The 24,608-nt window shown below is 34.5% G+C and carries 24 protein-coding genes and 1 pseudogene; 18 read left to right on the top strand and 7 right to left on the bottom strand.

What is annotated here, in order from left to right; all coding sequences use genetic code 11:
• Positions 1-26: 26 nt before the first annotated feature.
• From ATN92_RS01630 to ATN92_RS01615, 4 genes and pseudogenes are all read left to right on the top strand, one after another.
• Positions 27-562: pseudogene (locus ATN92_RS01630) on the top strand (GNAT family N-acetyltransferase).
• A 458-nt stretch (positions 563-1,020) separates the two neighbouring features.
• Entirely contained in the window at positions 1,021-2,556 is a 1,536-nt protein-coding gene (gene gntK, locus ATN92_RS01625; RefSeq protein WP_056951863.1) for a gluconokinase, read from the top strand.
• Between the two features lie 57 nt (positions 2,557-2,613).
• Positions 2,614-3,966, top strand: coding sequence for a gluconate:H+ symporter (locus tag ATN92_RS01620; RefSeq protein ID WP_056951865.1), 1,353 nt, complete (start codon positions 2,614-2,616; stop codon positions 3,964-3,966).
• Positions 3,967-4,211: 245 nt separating this feature from the next.
• Positions 4,212-4,907 (top strand): LysM peptidoglycan-binding domain-containing protein, encoded by a 696-nt coding sequence (locus ATN92_RS01615; RefSeq protein WP_056951867.1) that lies wholly within the window; start codon positions 4,212-4,214, stop codon positions 4,905-4,907.
• A gap of 74 nt (positions 4,908-4,981) precedes the next feature.
• Here ATN92_RS01615 and ATN92_RS01610 read toward each other — a convergent pair whose 3' ends face one another.
• The 3 genes from ATN92_RS01610 to ATN92_RS01600 form a co-directional block, all read right to left on the bottom strand.
• A complete protein-coding gene (locus tag ATN92_RS01610; RefSeq protein WP_056951870.1) occupies positions 4,982-5,629 on the bottom strand; it encodes a TetR/AcrR family transcriptional regulator in 648 nt (215 codons plus the stop codon).
• A 76-nt stretch (positions 5,630-5,705) separates the two neighbouring features.
• A complete protein-coding gene (locus tag ATN92_RS01605) occupies positions 5,706-5,975 on the bottom strand; it encodes a hypothetical protein (RefSeq protein WP_056951872.1) in 270 nt (89 codons plus the stop codon).
• A gap of 154 nt (positions 5,976-6,129) precedes the next feature.
• Entirely contained in the window at positions 6,130-6,987 is an 858-nt protein-coding gene (locus ATN92_RS01600) for a MurR/RpiR family transcriptional regulator (protein ID WP_056951874.1), read from the bottom strand.
• Between the two features lie 139 nt (positions 6,988-7,126).
• Here ATN92_RS01600 and gnd point away from each other — a divergent pair, with 139 nt between their 5' ends.
• The 3 genes from gnd (at position 7,127) to ATN92_RS01585 (ending at position 11,016) form a co-directional block, all read left to right on the top strand.
• Complete coding sequence (gene gnd, locus ATN92_RS01595; protein WP_056951876.1) at positions 7,127-8,029, top strand: phosphogluconate dehydrogenase (NAD(+)-dependent, decarboxylating); 903 nt, start codon at positions 7,127-7,129, stop codon at positions 8,027-8,029.
• Between the two features lie 28 nt (positions 8,030-8,057).
• Entirely contained in the window at positions 8,058-9,593 is a 1,536-nt protein-coding gene (gene gntK, locus ATN92_RS01590) for a gluconokinase (protein WP_056951878.1), read from the top strand.
• 70 nt (positions 9,594-9,663) lie between these two features.
• Positions 9,664-11,016 (top strand): gluconate:H+ symporter, encoded by a 1,353-nt coding sequence (locus ATN92_RS01585; RefSeq protein ID WP_056951883.1) that lies wholly within the window; start codon positions 9,664-9,666, stop codon positions 11,014-11,016.
• A gap of 56 nt (positions 11,017-11,072) precedes the next feature.
• Here ATN92_RS01585 and ATN92_RS01580 read toward each other — a convergent pair whose 3' ends face one another.
• Complete coding sequence (locus ATN92_RS01580; RefSeq protein WP_056951885.1) at positions 11,073-11,441, bottom strand: hypothetical protein; 369 nt, start codon at positions 11,439-11,441, stop codon at positions 11,073-11,075.
• A gap of 139 nt (positions 11,442-11,580) precedes the next feature.
• On the opposite strand from ATN92_RS01580, the gene ATN92_RS01575 reads away from it, so the two are divergent.
• Positions 11,581-11,766: a helix-turn-helix domain-containing protein gene (locus ATN92_RS01575; protein WP_158106611.1), complete on the top strand. Its 186-nt coding sequence runs from the start codon at positions 11,581-11,583 to the stop codon at positions 11,764-11,766.
• A 43-nt stretch (positions 11,767-11,809) separates the two neighbouring features.
• Here ATN92_RS01575 and ATN92_RS01570 read toward each other — a convergent pair whose 3' ends face one another.
• On the bottom strand, positions 11,810-12,700 hold the full coding sequence (locus tag ATN92_RS01570) for a helix-turn-helix domain-containing protein (protein WP_056951889.1): 891 nt from the start codon (positions 12,698-12,700) through the stop codon (positions 11,810-11,812).
• A gap of 194 nt (positions 12,701-12,894) precedes the next feature.
• Here ATN92_RS01570 and ATN92_RS01565 point away from each other — a divergent pair, with 194 nt between their 5' ends.
• From ATN92_RS01565 to ATN92_RS01545, 5 genes are all read left to right on the top strand, one after another.
• The gene (locus ATN92_RS01565; RefSeq protein WP_056951891.1) at positions 12,895-14,085 is read left to right on the top strand and encodes an MFS transporter; all 1,191 of its coding nucleotides are present in this window, start codon (positions 12,895-12,897) and stop codon (positions 14,083-14,085) included.
• Between the two features lie 15 nt (positions 14,086-14,100).
• Entirely contained in the window at positions 14,101-15,144 is a 1,044-nt protein-coding gene (locus ATN92_RS01560) for a family 43 glycosylhydrolase (protein WP_179207692.1), read from the top strand.
• 60 nt (positions 15,145-15,204) lie between these two features.
• Positions 15,205-16,767: an alpha-L-rhamnosidase-related protein gene (locus ATN92_RS01555; RefSeq protein WP_056951895.1), complete on the top strand. Its 1,563-nt coding sequence runs from the start codon at positions 15,205-15,207 to the stop codon at positions 16,765-16,767.
• Between the two features lie 114 nt (positions 16,768-16,881).
• A complete protein-coding gene (locus ATN92_RS01550; RefSeq protein WP_056951896.1) occupies positions 16,882-18,309 on the top strand; it encodes a C69 family dipeptidase in 1,428 nt (475 codons plus the stop codon).
• Positions 18,310-18,417: 108 nt separating this feature from the next.
• A complete protein-coding gene (locus tag ATN92_RS01545) occupies positions 18,418-19,266 on the top strand; it encodes an alpha/beta fold hydrolase (RefSeq protein ID WP_082604507.1) in 849 nt (282 codons plus the stop codon).
• Positions 19,267-19,544: 278 nt separating this feature from the next.
• On the opposite strand, the gene ATN92_RS01540 is transcribed toward ATN92_RS01545, so the two are convergent.
• Positions 19,545-19,979: an ACT domain-containing protein gene (locus ATN92_RS01540; protein ID WP_054643742.1), complete on the bottom strand. Its 435-nt coding sequence runs from the start codon at positions 19,977-19,979 to the stop codon at positions 19,545-19,547.
• A gap of 142 nt (positions 19,980-20,121) precedes the next feature.
• Here ATN92_RS01540 and ATN92_RS01535 point away from each other — a divergent pair, with 142 nt between their 5' ends.
• The 5 genes from ATN92_RS01535 to ATN92_RS01515 all read left to right on the top strand — a co-directional run bounded on the left by ATN92_RS01535 (position 20,122) and on the right by ATN92_RS01515 (position 23,147).
• Complete coding sequence (locus tag ATN92_RS01535) at positions 20,122-20,814, top strand: NAD(P)H-dependent oxidoreductase (protein ID WP_056951900.1); 693 nt, start codon at positions 20,122-20,124, stop codon at positions 20,812-20,814.
• A gap of 2 nt (positions 20,815-20,816) precedes the next feature.
• Positions 20,817-20,999 (top strand): hypothetical protein, encoded by a 183-nt coding sequence (locus ATN92_RS01530; protein ID WP_056951902.1) that lies wholly within the window; start codon positions 20,817-20,819, stop codon positions 20,997-20,999.
• Positions 21,000-21,132: 133 nt separating this feature from the next.
• Positions 21,133-21,996 (top strand): SDR family oxidoreductase, encoded by an 864-nt coding sequence (locus ATN92_RS01525; protein ID WP_056951904.1) that lies wholly within the window; start codon positions 21,133-21,135, stop codon positions 21,994-21,996.
• Between the two features lie 110 nt (positions 21,997-22,106).
• Positions 22,107-22,739 (top strand): DUF6198 family protein, encoded by a 633-nt coding sequence (locus ATN92_RS01520; RefSeq protein WP_476728488.1) that lies wholly within the window; start codon positions 22,107-22,109, stop codon positions 22,737-22,739.
• A gap of 132 nt (positions 22,740-22,871) precedes the next feature.
• On the top strand, positions 22,872-23,147 hold the full coding sequence (locus ATN92_RS01515; protein ID WP_025086376.1) for a hypothetical protein: 276 nt from the start codon (positions 22,872-22,874) through the stop codon (positions 23,145-23,147).
• A gap of 81 nt (positions 23,148-23,228) precedes the next feature.
• On the opposite strand, the gene ATN92_RS01510 is transcribed toward ATN92_RS01515, so the two are convergent.
• Positions 23,229-24,479 (bottom strand): ISL3 family transposase, encoded by a 1,251-nt coding sequence (locus tag ATN92_RS01510; RefSeq protein ID WP_056950777.1) that lies wholly within the window; start codon positions 24,477-24,479, stop codon positions 23,229-23,231.
• Between the last annotated feature and the right edge of the window lie 129 nt (positions 24,480-24,608).

Genomic DNA, 24,608 nt, shown 5'->3' with positions numbered 1-24,608 from the left:
AATGACAAGTTCTTTTTATTTTGGAGATGATTGATTTGTCAAAAGTAGAATTACGCCAAGCACAGCCAGAAGATCTAGAAGAATTTTGGCAATTAGCTTTTAGTGATCCCAATGCGGGGTGGACAAAACTAAACGGTCCATACTTTCACGATGATTTACCTACTAAAGAAGAGTTCATTAATGAACTAGCACCAAAAGTTTGGTTAGGCGATAAGGAACATTATTGATTACAAACGATGGTAAAATCGTTGGTTCCGTTGGTGGACATTTTAAAGATGGAAAATTAGCAAAGTGGTACGACATGGGAATTACCATTTATGAGACAAATACTTGGGATAAACATATCGGAAGTCAAGCTCTAAAACTTTATATTACTTACTTATTCAATCTTTTTGACTTCCCACATTTAGGCTTAACAACATGGTCTGGAAACCCACGAATGATGCACGTAGCCGAAAAAATTGGAATGAAACAAGAAGCAAGAATTCGTCAAGTTCGTTTTTATGAAGGTAAGTATTACGATTCAGTTCAATACGGAATTTTACGTGATGAATGGAAGTAAAAAATAACAAAAAACATCTATTAAGGACACCATAAGTTTGTGTAGTGAAATTAATAGATGTTTTTTGTTTTTGTAAATTTGGTTCTTTTTTGACTATATAGAGTTAAAAAATTCAAAATGCTGCGGTTTTACTTGATAATATTGGAAACGAAAAACTAGTCGGTAGTAAAAAATCTGTGAGCCCTCAGTGGTGATATTTTACTTAGCTTGCGTAGCAAGGTTAGTAAAAGACCGAGCTTCGAGATCCATGATTTCGCACAAAGTGTGAAATCATGGATCTCGAAGTCGGTCTACCACGTTCCAGCGGCTCACAGATTTTTTGCGGACGACGGCAATAGAAGTACATTTTTTTCACGTGATTTCAAAATATCATACTACTACAGTTAAGATTTCTAAAAATTATTTGAAAAATATGCAATAATATTAATAGTCTAGAAAATCACGTGAGGAGTTTAGATATGGAATATATGATTGGCGTTGATATTGGAACGACCAGTACGAAGAGTGTCTTATACGACATGGAAGGAAAGGTCATTGCATACGCTAATAGTGGTTACCAATTATACCAAGATGTCCCTGATATGGCAGAGGAAGATCCAGATGATATTTTCGATGCTGTGGTAGAGGTTCTGGGACAAGTTATTCGTAAAGGTAAAATCAAACGGGGTGAATTGAAGGGAATTTCGTTCTCATCAGCAATGCACAGTTTGATTTTAATGGATAAAGATGATCAACCTTTGACTCGTGCTATTACTTGGGCAGATAATCGAGCTGCTAAATATAGTGAAGAGTTGAAAGAAAATGGATTGGGTGCTGAGATTTACGCTAAAACAGGAACACCAATTCATCCAATGGCTCCGTTATCAAAAATTCTTTGGATAAAGAATGAGAAACCAGAGTTGTTTGCTCAAACTAAGAAGTTTATTGATTTAAAAACTTACATTTTCTTCAGATTATTCGGTGTTTATAAGATGGAATACTCAATTGCTTCCGCAACTGGGATGTTTAATATCTTTAAATTAGCCTGGGAACCACAAGCCTTGGAACTCCTGGGTATTACTACTGATCAATTACCTGAATTGGTTGAACCTACTGATACAATTACTGGGCTTAATCCCAAATATGGTAAGTTGTTGGGTATCTCTAAAAATATTCCATTCGTTTTTGGTGCCAGTGATGGTGTTCTTTCAAACTTGGGTGTCGATGCAATTGATCCTGGGGTCGTGGCTGTCACAATCGGAACAAGTGGTGCCGTCCGTGTTGTCGTCGATAAACCAGTTGTTGATCCAGATGGACATTTATTCTGTTACGCTTTGACAAAAGATAAATGGGTTGTCGGTGGACCAGTTAATAATGGAGGAATTGTTTTCCGTTGGGTTAAAGATCAGTTGTTCGCTCCAGAAAAGATTACTGCTGAACAAATGCAAGTTTCTACCTATGATATTTTGACACAGATTGCTGAAAAGATTCCTGCTGGGTCTGATGGTTTGTTGTTCCATCCTTATTTAGGTGGAGAACGTGCCCCAATTTGGAATGCTTATGCGCGTGGATCATTCTTCGGTTTAACTAGAAAACATACACGTGCCCACATGGTTAGAGCTGCTTTGGAAGGAATCGTTTATAATCTCTACATTGTGATGCTGACGATTGAAAGAGTAACTGGTAAGCCTAAGAGTATTCAAGCTACTGGCGGCTTTGCTCGTTCAGCCCTTTGGAGACAAATGCTAGCTGATATTTTTGAGCAAGATGTTACTATTCCTGAAAGTTTCGAAAGTTCCTGTTTGGGAGCTGCCGTACTAGGCATGTATGCCCTAGGATATGTTGACGATTTATCTGCTGTTAAGGGTATGGTCGGTGTTACAGACGTTCACAAACCTAATGAAAAGAATTTTGAAGTTTATCGTGAACTCTTACCAATTTGGATTCGCTTGTCACAAGTTTTGGAACCTGAATATAAGAGTATTGCGGAATTTCAAAAGAAACATATGAAATAAATTAAAGTGCGCTAATAACGCATTTTTTTATGTCAAAAAATTTAAAGGGGATTACAAATGGCTTTCTTGGTATTGATTTTAGGTGTGGCATTACTGCTGTTCTTGATCATCAAATTAAAATTTAATACATTTCTTTCATTAATAATTACTTCTATAGTAGTGGGAATTGGTTTAGGAATTCCCTTAACCAAAATAGCAACCAGTATTCAAGATGGGATTGGTGGACAATTAGGTGAACTTTCAATTGTCTTTGGATTCGGTGCGATGCTTGGCCGTTTGGTTGCTGACGCTGGGGGTGCCTACCGAATTTCGCACACTTTGATTCAAAAGTTCGGTAAAAAGAAATTACAACTAGCAATTGTTTTAGCTTCATTCATTATCGGAATCGCTTTGTTCTTTGAAGTGGGGATGGTCTTGTTAATTCCTATTGTCTTCGCTATTGCTGTGGAAGCAGGGGTTTCAATTCTTTATTTAGGAATTCCAATGGCTGCGGCTTTGTCAGTTACTCATGGATTCTTACCACCACATCCAGCCCCAACAGCTATCAGTACAGTTTTGAGTGCTAATGCGGGTCAAGTGTTACTTTACGGAATTATTGTAGCTATTCCAGCAGTAATAGTAGCGGGTCCATTGTATACGAAATTGGCGCAAAGAATTGTTCCAGATGCTTTTAATCGTAAGGGAAATTTAACGGCCTTAGGACCTCAAAAGAATTTTAAACTGGAAGATACACCTAGTTTTGGTATTAGTGTTTTAACATCATTGTTCCCTGTAGTCTTGATGGCTATTACAACTATCTATCAATTAGTCATTGATGGAGGTTCAGTTCCTGACAATCCAACTAAATTAGATTCAATCATTGCTTTTATTGGAACGCCAGCTATTACAATGACGATTTCTTTACTACTAGCAATTTACACAATGGGTTGGGCAAGAAGATTCAAAACACCAGATATTATGAAGAGTTTGGAAGATGCTATCAAATCGATTGCCATGTTACTACTTGTAATTGGTGGTGGAGGGGCCTTCAAACAAGTCTTGATTGATGGTGGTGTCGGTAATGCGGTTATGAAATTATTTACTGGCGTTAATATTTCACCTTTACTTTTGGGATGGCTAATTGCTGTTGTATTACGTATTGCTTTAGGTTCTGCAACAGTGGCTTCATTAACAGCTGCTGGCTTGGTTTATCCTCTGATGACCTCAGCAGGTGTAAATCCAGCTTTAATGGTTTTAGCAATCGGTGCTGGATCATTAGCAGTTTCTCATGTAAATGATGCTGGATTCTGGATGTTTAAGGAATATTTCGATTTAACAGTTAAGGAAACATTAATGACTTGGACGGTGCTAGAGACCTTGATATCAGTCGTTGGCATCATTTGTGTAATGATATTGAGTGCTTTTGTTTAATGATTATTATAAGAATACTCTCATATTTTCAGAATAAGTTTTAATTATTTTCAAATTCATAAAAAGTAAAATCTTATTATACCAACGATAGTTAGACCTATTGTTTCAGAATTGTTACTAAAATTACAGAAAAGCCTGCTTTTGTAATTTGACAGACGTAATTGTGTAATAAACACCTGTTAGTATATGCAACATAGCAAATGAGGGCTAGACAATAATTTTAAATATAAGGATGTAATTAATTCATGAAAAAAGTTTTATCTATCGCTTTAGTAAGTACAACAGCTTTAACAGCACTTGCAGCAACATCACAAACTGCTCAAGCTGCAGTACAACTCGACAGTAACCATGTTCAAGTTGAAGCAGGAGACACATACAAGAGTATCGCTGCTAACTCAGGTGTAACAATCGCCGAACTAGAACAAGCAAACGGCCGTGAAGTTGGCGGATTTGACTTAATCTTCCCTGGTGAAACAGTTACATTGCCAGGTGCTACTACAACAACATCAACTACAGATGCTCAACAGACAGTAACACCACAAACTGATGTTCAACAAACAAGTAACCAAGAGACAACTACACAAACACAAAGTACTACACAAGAAAATACACAAACACAAGCAGTTACACAAAGTGCTTCTGAAACACAAACAACAAGCACAAATACAACTGGTACATCACAAGGTACATTCAAGATCAGTTTCTATGATCCAGCCGTATTAGGTTCAAACATGGGTTATAGCGGTGTTGCTGCTAACCTTTCAGTATTCCCTAAGGGTACAACACTTAAGATCACACTTTCTGACGGTACAGTATTGATCAGAACAGTTAATGATACAGGTACATTTGCATACAGTAACCCTAACCAATTAGACGTTGCTATGCCAAATAACCAAATTCCTTCATACGGTGTTACAACAGCATCAGTTGAAGTACTTTAAGAATAATTCTTAAATAAACAAATAAGTCGATGAATGAAAGTAATATTCCATTCACCGGCTTTTTTTGTTTATAACTATTTTGTTGGAGTTAATCCTTTAACGATAAACTCTGTGACGTGTTCTATTTCCAAAGGTTCGTCCCACTTCTTTTCGTCCACGATAATATAATGTTGGATCAAGTATCCTAAAATATTTGAGGCTAGGAATCGAAAAATCTCAAGATTGTCCCAATCAATCAATAAATTTTTTTGCTTTAACTCATCCAGAACCTGATTGAACTGTTTAAATGATTTTTTAGGAATACTTTCAATCAAACGGTCATGTATATCTTGATCGTAGATAAATTCGTTCAAGAATATCTTCATTATTTTATGGTTGTATTTAAAGAGTGAGATACGATCATTTATCATAGTTGTTAAAAAATATTTTAAATTAAGGCTGCCATTCTGATAAGTGGTTTGAGAAAATTGATCTAAATCCTGGGGTAGAATTTTATGGGTCAGGGGTGTCAGAATTGCCATCAATAATTCTTCTTTATTTTTAAACTTACGAAAAATGCTTCCTTCAGAAACTCCAGCATGCTCAGAAATTTCTTTAGTTGAAGTATTGGCATAGCCTTGCTTAGAAAATAAGTCGATAGCTGATTGGAAAATCAATTTTTGTTTTGGCGTTAGCTTTTCAGTTTTTTCTGCTTCACGATAAATATCAAATTGATTGTCCATATGTCATACCTCATTTTTTATTGATAGTTCCATTCTATCCTAAATGGAACACAAGAGGTAAAACTTCGAAATATTTTTAGGCATGTTTGATAGTAGTGCTGTTTCTGTAACCAAAGTAGAACTGAACAAGGGCAACGACAATATTTGCGTAATTCATAATATTGAACCAAGTATCGATACCACTAACTTTGGTGGCTCCGAAGTAAACCCAGAATCCAACGATAACGGCAACTACATTAATCCAAGCAAAAGTCTTTTGAAGTTTTTGATTATCAGTTACGAACCACATCCGAATTACATTGATAATGAACCAAATTGCTAGAATCCAAAACATTGTTGTAAACATAATATCCTCTCCTTTGTATGATAGTGAGTACTCACTATCAATTTACAAATTCGATTATAGTTCTTTCTTTTAAAAATGCAACAAAAAAATGTTTTAAAAAAAAGAATATAAAAATAACCCTGATTTATCAGGGTTATTTGGTATTTGGAATTGATTATTTGTTCAAACGAGTACCATTGATTGTCTCACGAATCTCTTTAAAGACATCAGTCGTTTGTTTGTCATCTTTCATAGCAGTCAAAACAAAGAGAGTATCAATCAAGGAGATTTGGGCAATAATAGCGTGCAAGGCCTCGTCTTGATAGTTTGTTTCTTCGGAAATCGATAGTAAGGTCAAATCAACAATTTTAGTCAAAGATGAATTGCCATAACTGGTGATTCCGATAGTTTTAATTTTCTTTTCGTGTAACTTTTGAGCTAATTTCAGGGCATCCTTATTCTCACCACTGTGTGAAATTATTACGGCACAGGTATCAGATCTCAAAGTAGTTGCCATCATTAATTGCATGTGAAAGTCATTAGCAAATAATGGAGTTTTATCTGATTTCAAGAATTTGTGGTAGCCATCTAAAGCAACGATAGCTGAAGCACCTAATCCGAAGAAAGCAATAGAGTTCTTACTGGCAATTATTTCGATAGCCAATTGTAATTGTTCTTGGGTCAGAGTATCAATCGTAGCATTTAAGGCTGACACATTAGATGTGAAAACTTTTTTCGCCATTTCTTTAAGGGTATCGTCAGAATTGATCTCTTGAAAGAGGTTATTAGATTCTTTCTTGTCTGTTGTTGATGTGAGCAGATTGATTTTTAATTCTTGGAAACTATTAAATCCTAATTTCTTTGCAAAACGAGAAATAGAAGAAATAGAAGAATTAGTCTTTTTAGCCAAATCGGTAATGGTTAGAGCCGAACTAGTTTGGGGATTTTCTAAAAGATAGTCAGCGATATCCTTTGAAGTCCCGGTTAAGTTGTCATAGTAGGATTTGATCAACATATTAAAATTATTTTGCATAGGCTTTACCTCACAATAATAAGATAGCACAATTTTATTTGTCTGAAAAGTTTTTTCTATAAAACTATTGATTTTTAAAAATAATTTTCATATACTATAGTCAATAAATGAAAGCGCTTTACAAAGGGAGACAATAAATATGAATTTAGCAATGATCGGTTTAGGAAAAATGGGAATCAATTTGTGTGAGAATTTAATCAGAAATGACAATCAAGTAGTTGCTTTTGATTTAAACGAAGTGGCTAGACAAAAAGCTAGTGATATGGGCGCTCAAAGTGTTGCTAGTTTGGAAGAGGCCGTTTTAGCTTTGAAGAAACCTCGTATTATGTGGGTCATGTTACCAGCTGGTAAGCCAACTAATGATACGATCGATAAATTAAGTCAACTTTTAGATAACGACGATATTGTGATTGATGGTGGTAATTCATTTTATGAAGATTCACTCAGACACAATCAAATTTTAAAGGCTAAAGGAATTAAATTCTTCGATTGTGGAACATCTGGTGGTAAAAGTGGTGCTAATCAAGATGGTAACTTCATGATTGGTGGCGATGACTATAAAACTTTCCAATATATTGAACCAATTTTCAAAGGTATTGCGATGAAAGATGGTTATCTCTACACAGGTAAAGCGGGTAGTGGACATTATCTCAAGATGGTTCACAACGGTATTGAATACGGAATGATGGAGGCTATCGCTGAAGGATTCGATGTGTTGGAACACAGTAAATTCGAATATGACAATGAAGCCGTCGCTAAAGTTTGGTCCAACGGATCAGTAATTCGTGGCTGGTTGATGGAATTAGCTCAAGATGCCTTTTCTAAAGATAATAATTTACAACATATCAAAGGCACAATGCATTCATCTGGTGAAGGTAAGTGGACTTTAGATGAAGCCTTGAAATTACAAGTACCAACACCTGTTATCGGAATGTCATTGATGATGAGATATCGTTCTATGGAAGATGATACTTTCACTGGCAAAGTTGTTTCAGCGTTACGAAATGAATTTGGTGGACATGCAATCGATAAGAATAAATAATTTTGAGTTTATGTAAGGAGTTTTAATTATGGAATACATGATTGGCGTTGATATTGGAACTACTAGTACAAAGAGTGTTCTCTATGATATGAAAGGAAAAGTCATTGCCCACGCTAACAGTGGTTATCAATTGTATCAAGATGTGCCCGATATGGCTGAAGAAGATCCAGAAGATATCTTTGATGCAGTAATTGAAGTATTGGGACAAGTTATTCGTAAAGGAAAAGTCCAAAAAGGTGAGCTAAAAGGGGTTTCCTTTTCATCAGCAATGCACAGCTTAATTCTTATGGATCAAGATGATCAACCATTGACTCGTGCGATTACTTGGGCCGACAACCGAGCAGCCAAATATAGTGAAGAATTGAAAGCAAACGGTATCGGAGCAGAGATTTACGCTAAAACTGGAACGCCAATTCATCCCATGGCACCATTATCAAAAATTTTATGGATCAAGAATGAAAAACCAGATTTATTTAAGAAAACTAAGAAATTCATTGACCTTAAAACATATATTTTCTTCAGATTATTTGGAACTTATAAAATGGAATATTCAATTGCTTCCGCGACTGGGATGTTCAATATTTTCAAATTGAAATGGGAACCACAAGCCTTGGATCTATTAGGCATTACTACAGATCAATTGCCAGAATTAGTTGAACCAACTGACACAATTACTGGTATTAACTCCAACTATGGTAAGGTTTTGGGAATTACGAAGGATGTACCATTCGTATTTGGTGCCAGTGATGGCGTATTATCAAATCTGGGTGTTAATGCGATTGATCCTGGAGTAGTAGCTGTGACAATTGGAACTAGTGGAGCAGTCAGAGTAGTGGTCGACAAACCAGTGGTTGATCCTAATGGGAGATTGTTCTGTTATGCCTTAACTAAAGACAAATGGGTCGTTGGTGGTCCGGTTAATAATGGTGGAATTGTTTTCCGCTGGGTCAAGGATCAACTCTTTGCGCCAGAAAAAATTACCGCTGAACAAATGCAAGTTTCAACTTATGATATTTTGACACAAATTGCTGAAAAGATTCCTGCTGGTTCTGATGGATTGTTGTTCCATCCTTATCTTGGTGGCGAGAGAGCTCCAATCTGGGATGCTTACGCTAGAGGATCATTCTTCGGTTTAACTAGAAAGCACACTAGAGCACATATGGTTAGAGCTGCTTTGGAAGGTATCGTTTATAATCTGTATATCGTTATGTTGACGATTGAAGGAGTTGCCGGAAAACCTAAGAGTATTCAAGCTACAGGTGGATTTGCCCGTTCAGCTCTATGGAGACAAATGTTGGCTGATATTTTTGAACAAGACGTTACAATTCCTGAAAGCTTTGAGAGTTCCTGTCTAGGTGCCGCAGTATTAGGAATGTATGCCTTAGGATATATTGATGATTTATCAGCTGTGAAAGATATGGTTGGTGTAACTGATGTTCACAAACCAAATGAAGAGAATTTCCAAGTTTATCGTGAATTGTTACCAATTTGGATCAGACTATCAAGAGTCTTGGAACCGGAGTACAAGAGTATTGCCGAATTTCAAAAGAAACATGTGAAATAAAAAAGTGCGTGTGAACGCGCTTTTCTTAATAGATTCACTGTAAGCGGTAACAAAGAGGAGGAGACTAATTATGGCTTTCTTAGTATTAATTTTAGGTGTAGCCCTATTACTATTTTTAATCATTAAATTAAAACTGAATACCTTTGTTTCATTGATCATTACTTCTATAGCTGTTGGGATTGGATTAGGAATTCCAATGACTAAAATTGCCACAAGTATTCAAGACGGAATTGGCGGACAATTGGGTGAATTGTCGATTGTTTTCGGTTTCGGTGCAATGCTAGGTCGACTGGTTGCTGACGCCGGTGGTGCCTATCGAATTTCGCATACTTTAATTGAAAAGTTTGGAAAAAAACGACTACAGTTAGCTATTGTTTTGGCATCATTCATCATCGGAATTGCCTTGTTCTTTGAAGTAGGGATGGTTCTTCTGATTCCAATCGTTTTCGCCATAGCTGTCGAAGCTGGAGTTTCCATTCTTTATTTAGGAATTCCGATGGCCGCCGCACTTTCTGTAACTCATGGTTTCCTACCACCACATCCAGCACCTACTGCAATTAGTGCTGTTTTGAATGCCAATGCTGGTCATGTTTTACTTTACGGAATAATTGTTGCCATACCAGCAGTTATTGTTGCCGGTCCAGTTTACACAAAATTTGCTAAAAAGATTGTACCTGATGCCTTTAACCGTAAAGGTAATTTAACTGCTTTGGGACCACAAAAGAAATTCAAGTTGGAAGATACTCCAGGATTTGGTATCAGTGTATTAACATCATTGTTCCCAGTCATTTTAATGGCAATTACCACAGTCTATCAATTGTTATTCAATGGCGGTTCCGTACCAAAGAATCCAACACTCTTAGATTCAATCATTGCTTTTATTGGAACACCAGCTATTACTATGACAATTTCATTATTAGTAGCGATGTACACTATGGGTTGGGCCAGAAGATTTAAGACCTCAGAAATTATGAAAAGTTTGGAAGATGCCGTTAAATCAATCGCCATGCTACTATTAGTAATCGGTGGTGGCGGTGCTTTCAAACAAGTTTTGATCGATGGTGGAGTCGGTGATGCCGTAATGAAACTGTTCACTGGAGTTAATATTTCTCCATTGATACTAGGTTGGCTGATAGCCGTTGTCTTGAGAGTAGCACTAGGGTCAGCAACCGTTGCTTCATTAACTGCTGCCGGATTAGTTTTACCATTGATGACTTCAGCCGGAGTAAATCCTGCTTTGATGGTGTTAGCTGTTGGAGCTGGTTCATTAGCCGCATCCCATGTTAATGATGCAGGTTTTTGGATGTTCAAAGAATACTTTGACTTAACAGTGAAGGAAACCTTGTTAACTTGGACTGTTTTGGAAAGCTTAATTTCCGTTGTTGGTATTGTTTGCGTTATGATTTTGAGTTTGTTTGTTTAAATGAAATACAAAAAAATCTGAGACTCGCGGTTGCATAGATTGAGTCCCAGATTTTTTCATTTGTGTTGGAATTTTTTATAAAGTACTCCCTCAGGAAGTGAAGTAACAATTAAAGTAAGTAAAACCGGATAAATAATGAAATAAAACATGTGAGGCAGAAGAGAATATACATTTTGCTGTATTATGACTGCCATGAAAATCGCTACTTCAAGTATGTAAATTCCTGGTGTTTTAAACTTTTTATGGATAGAACCTTCTTCGGGAACTGAAATAATAATCAGAATAATTAGGACTAAGCAAGTTACATAATAGGACATCGAGGATAGAATGGTATATTTACTTTGCTCTACAATAATGTCGATTAAAATCATGACTGCAAATAGGTACATTCCTTGTGATAGGTAATGCATTATCTTTTTCATCATACGGTGTTCTCCTTTCATCTCTTAAAGTGACTCCTGTACTCATCTTTTATTATGAAATCGTTTTCTTTATAATTAAAGAAAGGAGTTCTTTCGAAAGAGTTCCTTTCTAATCTTAGTTAGGGAAGGAAAAATTATGGGGATGTCTGAGAAATTGAAATATCAGAGAAAAAAGAATGGATTGTCACAAGGGGATGTTGCTAAGAAATTGAATATTACTAGACAAGCAATATCGCAATGGGAGAGGGGAGAAAGCCGTCCCGATTTAGAAAATTTGCATTTAATATCAGGTATTTATCATGTTGATTTATCTTATTTTTTTGATTAAGTATATAGAATAAAATTATGATTATTACAAAAGAAGGCACTTCTCATTTTGATTGGAGAAGGCCTTCTTTTTTGTTGTTCTTTCTAAATTGAGAGGGACTCATGTTAAATCTAATATAGAATTCTTTCCTAAATTGATGGTACGTAGAGAATCCACAATTATCGATGACCTGCATTATTTCTACATTAGTATTTTTTAGATAATCTTCGGCGTGTTTCATTCTTACATTGGTTAAATATGTATAAAATGTTAATCCAGTTTGTTTTTTGAAAAAATCGGAGAAATAGGCTGGAGATAAGTGAATATAATTTGATATTTCTCTTAATGTTATGGGTGTAGAGTAGTTACTTTCAATGTAACCTATGGCTTGCCCCATTCTTTTGTGATATTTAAAGTTTTTTGAAGCAGATTTAGAGGTCAGAGTTGTATAGAAGTTAGTAGTCAAAAGATAAAGCAGATCAAATAGGGATGATAATCCAGATAAATAAGCATTTGCTTTATGGTTTTTATTAAGAAAGAAATCCATTCTAACGATATCATCTTTTAATTGAGTTATTGCTGGATGTTGATTATTGATCATAAAGTGGTAAGTCGAAAAATTTGGAATGAAATTGATTAAAAAATCATAGGATATTTGTAATACATAATTTTGAATATGTGTTGAAGAACTCATTGTTGAATGAATATCATTGGAATTAATAATATAGACACTTCCTGGATTTAATTCGGTAACTGAATTATTATCAAATATTTTTACATTACCTTTTATTAGATAAATAATTTCAACGTCGTCGTGATAGTGAGGAACTATGTACGAATGATCGGTTGATTTGGGATGTTGATCACTCATGTATATCTTAAAAGGAATATTAGGTAAAAGATTAATTAGTTCATGTTGGACATTATCCCGATTTTCATTATTATTTTTTAGCATTTTACGATCTCCAAAATCAATTTAAAATCTTTAGTTAATTATAATTTTATAAAAATCGAAATATAAGTACAATATTTACCAAACTAATGGGCTAATTTATATTTGAATAGATGCTAGAATTATCAATTGTAAGCGATAACAATAACTTACAAAATCATTAGGCCTAATGATTAATTAGAAAAAGGGGCAAAAAGATGATAAAAAATAAACACAGTTTTTTATTTAAAGCCTCCATACTTGGGATATCTATTGATACAACGGCAGCGGGTGTTATTTCAGGAGCTATTCCCGTTATTAAAGATAGTTTTCCAGGAGTGGCTTCATCAGCTATTGAATCTATCACAACTTTACCTAGCTTGGCAATTTTAATATTTGTCGCCATTAGTCCTTTAGTAACAAAGAAAATTGGGTATAAGAATACAGCATCTTTAGGACTATTAATTTCATTTATTTCCGGAATTGCTCCGGCATTTATAAATAGTATCTATGGAATATTAGTTTGTCGGTTCTTATTTGGTGCCGGAATCGGATTATTAAACCCTCTATCATACAGTATAGTTTCTTACTTCTATGAGGGGGATGAACGTGCGCAGATGTTTGGTTTTATAGGTACTGTTTCAAATTTGGCAAGTACGTTGTTAACTATGTTAGCGGGAATATTACTTCAGATCAGTTGGAGATTTAGTTTCCTGACATATTTCATACTGTTAGTTGTCTTGCTACTAGTTATTGCTTTTCTACCTAAGATGAACATTCAACAAGAAAATAAAAAGATAAGTATAGTTAAAAGCTTAAAGAAATTAAACGGAAAAGTATTTGCATTTTGTGCAGCTATGTTTTTTATGCAGTTTATCTTTATGACATTAATGATTAAATTGTCATTGTTGATTACAGATGTCGGTTATGGAACAGCCACTTCAGCCAGTTTCATATTAAGTTTCACATCTTTAACTGGGATGTTTGTTGGGGTCTTATTTGGAAAAGTTCATCAGTTATTAGGTTCAAAAATGTTCCCGTTGTTCATCTTGATTCTTAGTGGAAGTAGTATTCTCATTACATTTTCGAAGAATCTATTATTCACAGGTGTTCTAGTAATTATTATGGCCGCATCATTCACATTTTTATCACCATATATGTTTTTAAGAATTTCAGAATTATGTCCTAAAGAGTTAACTAATTTTTCTAATTCGTTAGCTTTGGTATTCATCAATATCAGTGTTTTCTTGACACCTTATATTCAACAAATAATTGGTGATGTAATTGGAAATCAAACTCCAGCTGCTGCCATGATAACAAGTGGTGTTGTTGGATTAATAGTACTTATCGTTGTAATTTGGAATTCATTTGGTATGCAAAAGAATTCATTAAAAAATAAAGTAAATTAAAGGAGTAAATTAATTATGTATAATTCATTTCGTCCAGGACAAGTTTGGTTAGATACAGATGGTAACAGAATTCAAGCACATGGTGGTTCTGTTATGTATATAGATGGTACATATTATTGGTACGGTGAAAACAAAGAGAAGTCGGATGGTAAGAATGGAATTTGGCAATGGGGCGTTCGTTGTTACAGTTCTCAAGATTTATATAATTGGAAGAGTGAAGGAATTATTATTCCAGCTAATACTGATGATCCGGAATCACCATTCTATTACAAAAATCAAATGGATCGTCCACATATTATCTATAATAAGAAAACAAAGAAATATGTCTGCTGGGTCAAAGTAATGCATAAGGATGATACTCAAACAGAGACAGTTTTGACAGCTGATAGTATTCTTGGACCATATACAATTGTTAACGAAGATATTTCTCCATTAGGCATGAGTGCTGGTGACTTCGATTTGGCTGTCGCCCCAGATGGCAAAGGCTATTACTACTTTGAAAGAGTTCATTCAGAAACAATTTGTGCCGATTTGACCGATGATTACACTGATCTAACGGGTTATTACACAACTCACTTCCCACATCGTTTCCCACCATATGTACGTGAAGCTACAGCTCATTTCATTAGAAACTATAAACACTATTTATTGACTTCAGGTACTACCGGATACTTCCCAAGTCCTTCAGAAGTTGCTATTGCCGATACATGGCATGGTCCTTACACTGTTTTGGGTAATCCTAGTCCTCAAGACACAACAAAGACTTCATATTATTCTCAAGTAACTTCAGTCTTTAAGGTACAAGGAAAGAAAGATTTGTATATTGCTTGTCAAGATCGTTGGTTACCTAATGAAATGAATCGTAAATATGAAGATTATGCTAAAACATTTGAACAATTCTTCAATCCAGCAATGAAAGATACAAAACCTGATAATTTGGATGATGTAGTTGTTGCGAATACATCAATTGCAGATTATGTATGGTTACCAATTAGATTTGTTGGAGACAGACCATATATTGATTGGCATGATGAATGGTCTTTGGATGATTACGAATAAGCGATAAAAATATAGCAGTGATTTCACTATGGAATCACTGCCTTTTTTGGAGGTAGTTAAATGTCATTTAAGTTTCAGATTAATGAAAATATAAAATTTACACGTAATAAAGAATTTTTAGAAAAAGCGGAAGAGAGTAAATCAATTTTAAATTACGAAAAATATAAACCAGTTCGTTGTATTGAAGTGAATTCTTCTACAGAAATAAAAAACACTCAAATTAAAGATTTGCATAGTAAGCAATTTGGACGGGATGACAGTATTATTTTAGATTTTGGTGAACATCACGTTGGCAAATTTTCTATTGATATTAATAGAGTTGGATCAATGATGGATGCGCCTTTGACGATAAAGTTTCAATTTGCGGAAATTTCTAATGAACTTTTGAGTAATCCTGATGAATATGACGGCTGGTTATCTCGCTCATGGATACCAATAGAAACTTTGCATATTGATGAGTTACCTTGTAAGTTACATTTACCAAGAAGATATAGTTTCAGGTATGTAAAAATTACTGTAATAGATACTTCACCAAAATGGAAGATAGAATTAAATAATCCGATTGTTGAAGCACAGAGTGCAATTTTGAATAGAGAACTATCAAATATAGAATTGTCGGGAAGTACTCAATCATTACAAAATATTGAAAAAGTTAGTCTAAAAACCTTGGCAGAGTGTATGCAAGATGTATTTGAAGATGGACCTAAACGGGATCAAAGATTGTGGCTTGGAGATTTGCACTTGCAAGCATTAGTGAATTATTCAACTTTTAAGAAGAACTCATTGGTCAAAAGATGTTTGTACTTATTTGCAGGAATGACGACCGAAGATGGGAAAGTTAGTGCAAATATTTTTACTAGTAAGGATGAGGTGCCAGATGACACCTTTTTGCTAGATTATAGTTTGTTTTTTGTAAGTACGTTAAAGGATTACTTGGAAAATACTCAGGATCAAGAAACTGTCAGGGAACTTTATCCGACAGCTAAGAAACAAATTGATCTAGCACTCGCATGTGTTAATGGGGATGGAAAATTAATAATTCCAAATGAGTGGCCTTCATTTATTGATTGGGGAGATGGTTTTGACAAAATTACCGCCACTCAGGGTGTACTTATCTATGTGTTAAAAGATTTTCTGGAATTGAGTAAGGGTTTGATAATTGAAGTTGATGATGAATATAATAAAAAATTGCAACTCTTATCTGATTATTCACGAAAGAAATTGTATGACTCTTCTAGACAATTGTTTATTTCAGGTGAGAATGCAGAGTTAAATATTTATAGCCAAGTATGGATGATTCTAGCAGGAGTATTTCCTGAAAATATTGAAAAATCAATCATGCTTGCTACGTATAAAAGATTCTTTCCTATTAAAAATATTGAAACTCCGTATATGTATCATTATGTTGTAACGGCATTATTGAAGGTTAATATGAGAACAGAAGCCATTGATTTAATAAACAATTATTGGGGGTCTATGATCAGTAATGGTGCTGATACTTTTTGGGAGGCATACAAACCTGATGAGCCAAACTTTTCTCCGTATGGAAGTCCTTTAGTTAATAGTTATTGTCATGCTTGGTCTTGTACTCCGGTTTATTTAATTAATGAATATAATCTTTGAGTGAAAATTTAAACGTTTTCTTTAAAAAAATGAAAATTATAATTTTTCTAATAACCCCTCTAGATTAAACCAGACTTTAATTCTATACTGGTTTTATATAAGGGAGGGAACGAAATGAAAAATCCAAGTTCCGATTGTACTGAAATTCTAGTTGGTAAAGCCGCTAGTATGGATGGTTCCACTATAGTTGCCCGTAATGAGGACGGCTATGGCCCAATTAATCCGATCAAATTTGTCGCACATGCTGCTAAAGATCAAGAAGATGCATTTTATATTTCTAAAACGACAGGTGTAAAAGTTCCGCTACCTAATCATGCTTATCGCTACACAGCAACTCCACAAGCTGATCAAAGCGATGGTCAATATGAAGAAGCTGGTATCAATGAATTGAATGTTGGTATGAGTTCAACTGAAACAACTGCTACTAATGCCCGTGTTTTGGGCTATGATCCATTAGTTCATAATGGTGTCGATGAAGAAGCTATGTTAACTTTGGTATTGCCTTATGTAAAGACTGCTAAAGAAGGTGTTCTTCGTTTAGGTGAACTACTTGAAGAATATGGTACTGGAGAATCAAACAGTATTGCCTTTAATGATAAAAATGAAGTTTGGCTTTTAGAAACAGCCGGTGGACATCACTGGGCTGCTATGCGTTTGCCAGACGATGCTTATGCTATTGTTCCTAACCAAACTGTTATGGAAGAGGTTGACGTTAGCGACCCTGAGAATTATTTGATTGCGACTGATTTAATTGATTTTGTTGAAAAACATCATTTGAATCCAAATCCTGACCATTTTAATTTCCGTGAAATCTTTGGAACACAAAGTGAAGCTGATGCATACTACAACACTCCACGTACATGGTATGGTCAAAAATTATTCAATCCTGAAATTGAACAAGAACCTACATCTCAAAAGATGCCTATGGTTAGAAAACCAAGTAAGAAGATTGCAATTGAAGATGTAGAATATTTCCTATCATCACACTATAACGGTACTAAGTACGATCCATTTGGTACTTTTGCTTCTGGTACAGCAAATGAACAACGTCAGTTCCGTTCTATCGCGATGGATCGTAATCAAGCATCATCAATTCTTCAAATTAGAAATGATGTTGATGATAATCATGCTGCTATCCAATGGTTAGCATTAGGATTCTTCGCATATAGTCCATATGTTCCATTCTATACAAACATTACAGATACACCTGAGGACTATAAGAATACGACAAATGAAGTCTCAGTTGATAACATGTACTGGCTAGAAAAAACTTTGTCCGTTATGATCGAACCTCACTATCATGAATATTCAGATATGGTTCACGCATATTTGGATGCTTGTCAATCATATGCTCGTCAAAGAATTGAAGTTACTGATGAAGTGATTGATGGTTTCAACAATGACGTCTCACAATTCTTAACTTCAAGCAATATGAAGACTGCTGCTGAAGTTACAAAACGTACACATCAACTATTCAATGATTTAGTTAAAAAAGGTTTGATGCTATCCAAGACAACTTGGGAAAAAGGTCAAAACTTATAGTATTTATAGATTGATAAATTAAAACCGATCTCAATAGAGGTTGGTTTTTTTGTTGACTAAAATTGGATTTGATTTAAACTTTGATAATAAATCAAATTGGTGATATTCATGAAAAAAAGAAATTTATTAATAAGCCTGTGCATAATTATTTTTGGCCTTGTAACGGTGGAATCATATTCACAGCAAGAAGTTTTAGCTGTCACAAATAATCAAAGTCAAAAGCGGCAGGTGCCTACGCTATTTTTTCATGGCTTTGGAGGCACTGTTCATTCGATGGACTATTTAATCGATCAATCTCAAGCTGATGGTTATGCTACAAGAACCTTAACTATTTTTGTTTCTCCCAAAGGAAAGTTGAGCTTTGATGGAGGGTGGCCTAAATCGGCTAAGAATCCTGAAATTCAAGTTTTGTTTGGTAATAATCACGAATCTGATTATCATCAGACTGCTAAATGGATCGATTCAATTGTGAAAATGTTACATCATAAGTATGGCGTTACAAAATTCAATGCGGTAGCTCATTCTTGGGGTAATAACGCCGTTATGTATTATCTTGAAAAATACAGTGATGATAAGAATCAGCCTCAAATTGATTCACTCGTTAATATTGCAGCTCCAATGCAAGTCTTAAATCATAATATTTATCGTCGTAATGAGTGGCGTTATTCACCGCAACTAACGAAGGATTTTAGATCCTATACTGCTCCCGATTCGGTGATTCATAAATTACATATTCGTGAATTGAATATCATGGGGCAATTATCGATGAAAGATCACTTTGATAAGGCGGTCCCAGTGTCTTCAGCTAAGTCATTAAGAAGAGTCTTTAAAGGTCCGCATCAAACATATGAGGCACGTATTTTCACTGGTCGTAGAGCCGAACATAGCGCTTTAACGAGAAGAAATCCACGTGTACTGCATGATATTGAAAGTTTTCTTTGGGAAAGAAATAAGTAATCAAAATTACATAACAAATTCATTAATTCGTCACATTTCTTTTGTAAAGTTCTTGTTATCGAAACTTAATTAGAAATGATAGGTGACAGGATGAATTTCTTAATAATGGTAGTAATTTTTATAGCAGGGCTGTGTTTAATAATGTCGGGCAGTCATATGAAAAGTAATATTATCTCTAAACTGTTTTATTTCGTTGGCACATTTAGTGTTCTCTTAGCAATGTATATTGCCTGGCCAAAATAAAAAGCATGTTCGTAATTTGAACATGCTTTTTTGTCTTATTCAATTGAAATTAGTTGTACATTATTAACAAAATCAGATTGCTTCAGTTTATCAAGCAAGTCATCAATCGTACCATTTAAATGACCTATGTCTAAAGAAATCACGACAGTGGCAATATTATGGATAGGAATATTTTGGTTGATAGTTAGAATACTGGCATTAGATTCGGAAATGTCCACCAGTACTTTAGATAGAATTCCCTGTTCATGATGCAACATCATTGAAATGACGGCTTTACGATCGTTCATTTCTTCATCAGGTAGAAAGACTAGATCCTTATATTTATAGTAAGTACCACGACTGATACCGACTTCCTTTACGGCCTCACTGACATTGTGGACTTTTCTCGTTTCAAGCAGATTACGTGCTTTAATTACTCTATCGAAGGATTCAGGAAGAATAGAACTGTCGACAATATAGTATTTTTCCATTGCTAATCTCCTTAATTGTGCTTCTTATCTCTTAAATTATATCATTCAACGAAATTCATTTTAGCAAAATTTCAAAAATAAGTTGTTCAACTGTATAAGTCCGCTAATCTTTGCTATTCTAAAGTTGATTGGAGATGTTAATTTGAAAACGTTAATAATTGTTTCTCATCCGGAAATAAATAACTCGCAAACACAGCAATTCTTGATGCAAGGAGCAAAGTTATTTGATGTTACATGGCACCATGTTGAAGGATTGAAAAAAATTGATGTCGATAATGAACAGAAATTGTTAAGAGATGCCGACAGAATTATTTTTCAATTTCCGCTTTATTGGTATGCTGCCCCAGCTGGTTTAAAAGATTGGGAAGATAAGGTTTTGACTCGTAATTTTATTTACGGTGATGGTAATGACAATCTACGCGATAAGGAATTTGGAATCGTTGTTAGTACTGGTATGCCACTTAAAGAATTTAGACGGGGTGGAACGGAAAATATTACAATTGATCAAATTATGGCACCGTTACGTGCTATTGCTGATCGTGCTAAAATGCAAAATTTACCAGTTTTTGTTATTTCGCAATTTCAATATTTAAAAGAAGAACAACAAATGCAAATATTGATTGATTATCAACGATATCTAACTCAGAAGTATCCTGATACATTAGATAATCGTCAAGAATGGTTTGAACAGGAGTTTGCTGATCGATTGAAGACTTTCGATGAAACAAATTGTACTGAGTGTGAAACAATTTTGAATACATTTATTCAACAAAAAGAAGATTTAAGCCAATTAAAGAGCACCATTAGTCTGATCAAGCAAGGGGAGGACGAATAATCATGGCAGAAGATACCGGAATTTGGTTGAGTAAGGAACTTTCCAAATTAGTAGATAAACAGAAGGCCTATGAAAATCGCGCCTTTTTAGTAGCTATGAAAAAAGTTGTCAAAGAGCAAAATGATCGTATGAAATTATTACAGGGTGAAGTAGATGGTCGTCTATGGAATCATGAACAGTGGTAAAAACTAGCGTCTAATAGGATTTGTTATACATATTCACGTGTGTGACGAGTTTATTGGATGCTTTTTTAAACTTTATATTTGTTATCTTGTTATTTATATAGTAACATGTAGTAGAAAGTTGAAGGTGATAGAGATGAAATATATTATAACTGGTGCTACAGGTCATTTAGGTAATCATATTTTTAATGAATTAATCAAATTAGTTCCTAGTTCCTCAATAACAGCTGGAGTTCATACGGTTTCTAAAGCCAGCAAGCTAGCTCAAGCGGGTTCTGAAGTTGTCAGTATCGACTTCTTTAATGAAGATAGTTTGATTAAAGCCTTTCAAGATAAGGATGTTTTAATTTATGTTCCAAGTAAAAGTCACGATAGTTACAGTCGAATAACAGAATTGGAAAATGTTTTGCAAGCAGCTAAAAAGGCTTCAGTTGGTCATATTTTGGCAATGGGCTTTATTGCTGATCAAGTTAATAATCCATTTGATTTATCAGCATTCTATGGCTATTTGCCAAGAAGATTAGCTGAATCAGAAATTCCTTATACGATTATCAGAAACGGACTTTATGCAGATCCTTTAGTTCCATATTTACCAGAATTAATTGAACGCCATAACGTTATCTATCCTATGAAGGATCAAGCTTTGTCCTTTATTAGCCTAGATGACAGTTCTAAAGCCTTTGCTAAAGTGGCTGCTACAAAGTCGTTATTGAAAAATGGTCGTATTTATACTTTGACACAATCAAGAAATTATACGATGCCTCAATTAGCTGAAGTATTGTCTGAAGTTGCAGATAGTGAAATAGGTTATCAGCCAGTAAGTCTGGATGAATTTGGAGCTATGTATAATGAGGGCAACGAAGGTCATATGTTGTCTTCAATGTATAAAGCCGGTGGTATGGGTCTTCTTGATGAAATCAGTTCAGACTATCAAGAAATCATGGGACATCCTGCTACTGATTTGAAGAAATTTTTACAAGCAAATTATCAAAATGATTAAATAATATTCTTATTTTAAATAAAATTTTGTCACTTGGCATGGAATTGTTGTAACATAATCAACATACTGTGAGGAGTGATAGCATCAAAAATTCAATACAAACGAGGGTAATCGGACTAGTGAGTGGTCTGATCCTGAATGCTTTTGGTAATGGTTTGTGCATAACTGCTGATATGGGAAGTGGATTATGGACAGCCGCTGCTGTTAATTTAAATAAATGGTTTTCTTGGAATACCGGGTTAATTTTATTTGCTTTCGGTGTCATTAATGCGATAACTAATCAATTTTTAATTAAAAAATTCGATGGTAAGAGATTGGTTGGACAAATCTTATACGTTCTGTTTTTCAGTTATTTCGTTAATGTGTTTACCGATTTACTGACCTATGCAGGTGTTCCCAATTTACCGATTGTCGTCAGAACAATCTTATCTTGTTTAGGAGTCGTTTGTTTCTGTGTCGCCATTTCACTATATCAGAGAGCTAACATCGTAATGCATCCCAATGATGATACGACAAATATTCTCAGATTCTTCTATTTGAATGGCAATTCAACTAAGGCACAGATTATCGACTTTCTACCACCAATTATTATTATCTTAATTGCTGCGGTTGGTATTCATAATGTCTATTCAGTTAATATTGGGACATTGTTCTCATTTATCTTTAATGGGATTTTGATTGCCTCAGCTGATAAGCTTATCTGGCCACAATTGAAACATAATTTCAAAACACAAACTGATTAATATCTTAAAATTTTGGTTTTGACTGAAATTTTTTACTATAAGTCGTATAATAGAAATACAAGATATAGAAAACGCTTACACAAAGCGATATCTTGCGAGAGATTTTAATAATTAATTAGGTGGTGCGTATTGATGAAATTAAATGACAATACAGAGGCAAAGAGAATTCTATCGGAGCTATATACCGATATTAATAATAATAAAGAAATCGATAAAAACGACTATAGTAAAGATTTTGTTTTGAAAACATATAATTTGTTAGATAAGAATTATTCAGAAACATACTTATTTGGTCGTTTGCGAGATGATCGTCAGGTTCAAAGCGTTTTGAAACATATGGATAATGGTTCAGAATATCAAGAAAGTATTGATCAACTTTCTCGTAATTTAGGTTATGCGGTCAATTAGATACAAAAAATGGGCTCTTTGTCAAATCGTATTGATGAATAGTTTTTGTATAGAAGGCAACCTCATGTAGGTTGTCTTTTTTTATGCGCAAATGAGTCTTATTCTCTTAAGAAAATGGTCAAGATTTCTGAAGCCATAACTGATATGTTTGAGTTTTTTTATCTTTCCAATGGTCCCTTCAAGAGGACCATTGGAGTACGGCATTGTGCAACTATTCTTTACATAATTTAAATTCTTACGTAACGTTGAAATAGATGTATCCATAGCGGTATTATTCTTTTTATATCCATAGATGGTTTCTTTGAGTAATGATATATCGTGTTCATGTATCGCTTTCTGAATACCTTGATAAATATCATAAGTATTTTTAAAAACTGGTAGATTGTCAGTGGCTATATCAATAACGTTTCGCGTTGTAGTATATTCGTTGATTCCAAAAATATATTTTACTTTCTTGTCGTCTACATCTGCCTCAGGCAGATGATAGAGACGCCAATTAGACTTAAGTGCTTTATACAAACGGGAATGTTTATCATTTATTTTTTTAAGACAACTGATTCTAACTTGATCCAATGCCCGGCTACATAGCTGAACTATATGAAATCTATCAACTATTATTTGAGCATTGGGAAAAATTCTATGAATGACCGACTGATAATTAGCATTCAAATCAATAGAGACAGTCTTAACGGCTTGCCGTTCTGACAAGCTATAGTTATTTATAAAGTGTTCAATAACTGTTTTAGAGAGTCGATCATGAATCAGCTCAATTAGATGATGTGTTTGTGCATCAATAGCTATAAAAGTAAATATACCGTTAACTGAACGAAATTCATCAAAACACAGGTTTTTTGGAAGACAATCACATCTATTTGGTAATTTGGTATTGTCATATAAGACTCTGCTTACTGTATTTACTGATACTCCGATGATCTTAGCTATTGATGTTAAAGTAAAGGATTCCTTTGCCATAACGAATATTCTGTTTTGAACTTGTTTAGTCATAGTATGATTTTTGATTAATAAATCACTGTGGGCACCGCAGGTGCCACCACAGTTCTTACAAATATAACGTTGTTTATTGAGCATCAAATGATACTCAATACCGTTAAAACTGGCTAATCTAGCATTAGTTTTTCTTTTTCCATTTTTGACTAATGAATTTAAACCACATTGTGGACATCGATACAGTTTATAAGTTAAATCAGCGTTTACGATCTTTATATGCTTTATAACGCCACGATTTTTAATCGTAGCGTCCTTGACTGAAACATTACTTATATTATTGTCTTTTATATCGAGTGCACATAGTATAGAATTGTCTTGGGACATTATTGTTTTCTCCATGTTTGATTGGGTTTGGTCGCTTAAATCTTAACATGAGAACAGTGATGTTCTTTTTTTATTTTCTAGAGATTAAAAAACTGGTATTGATTATTCATCAATACCAGAAAGTATAGA

Source organism: Companilactobacillus bobalius, assembly GCF_009764355.1.
Note: the sequence above shows the minus strand (reverse complement) of the source record. Positions and strands in the feature narration are given on the sequence as shown.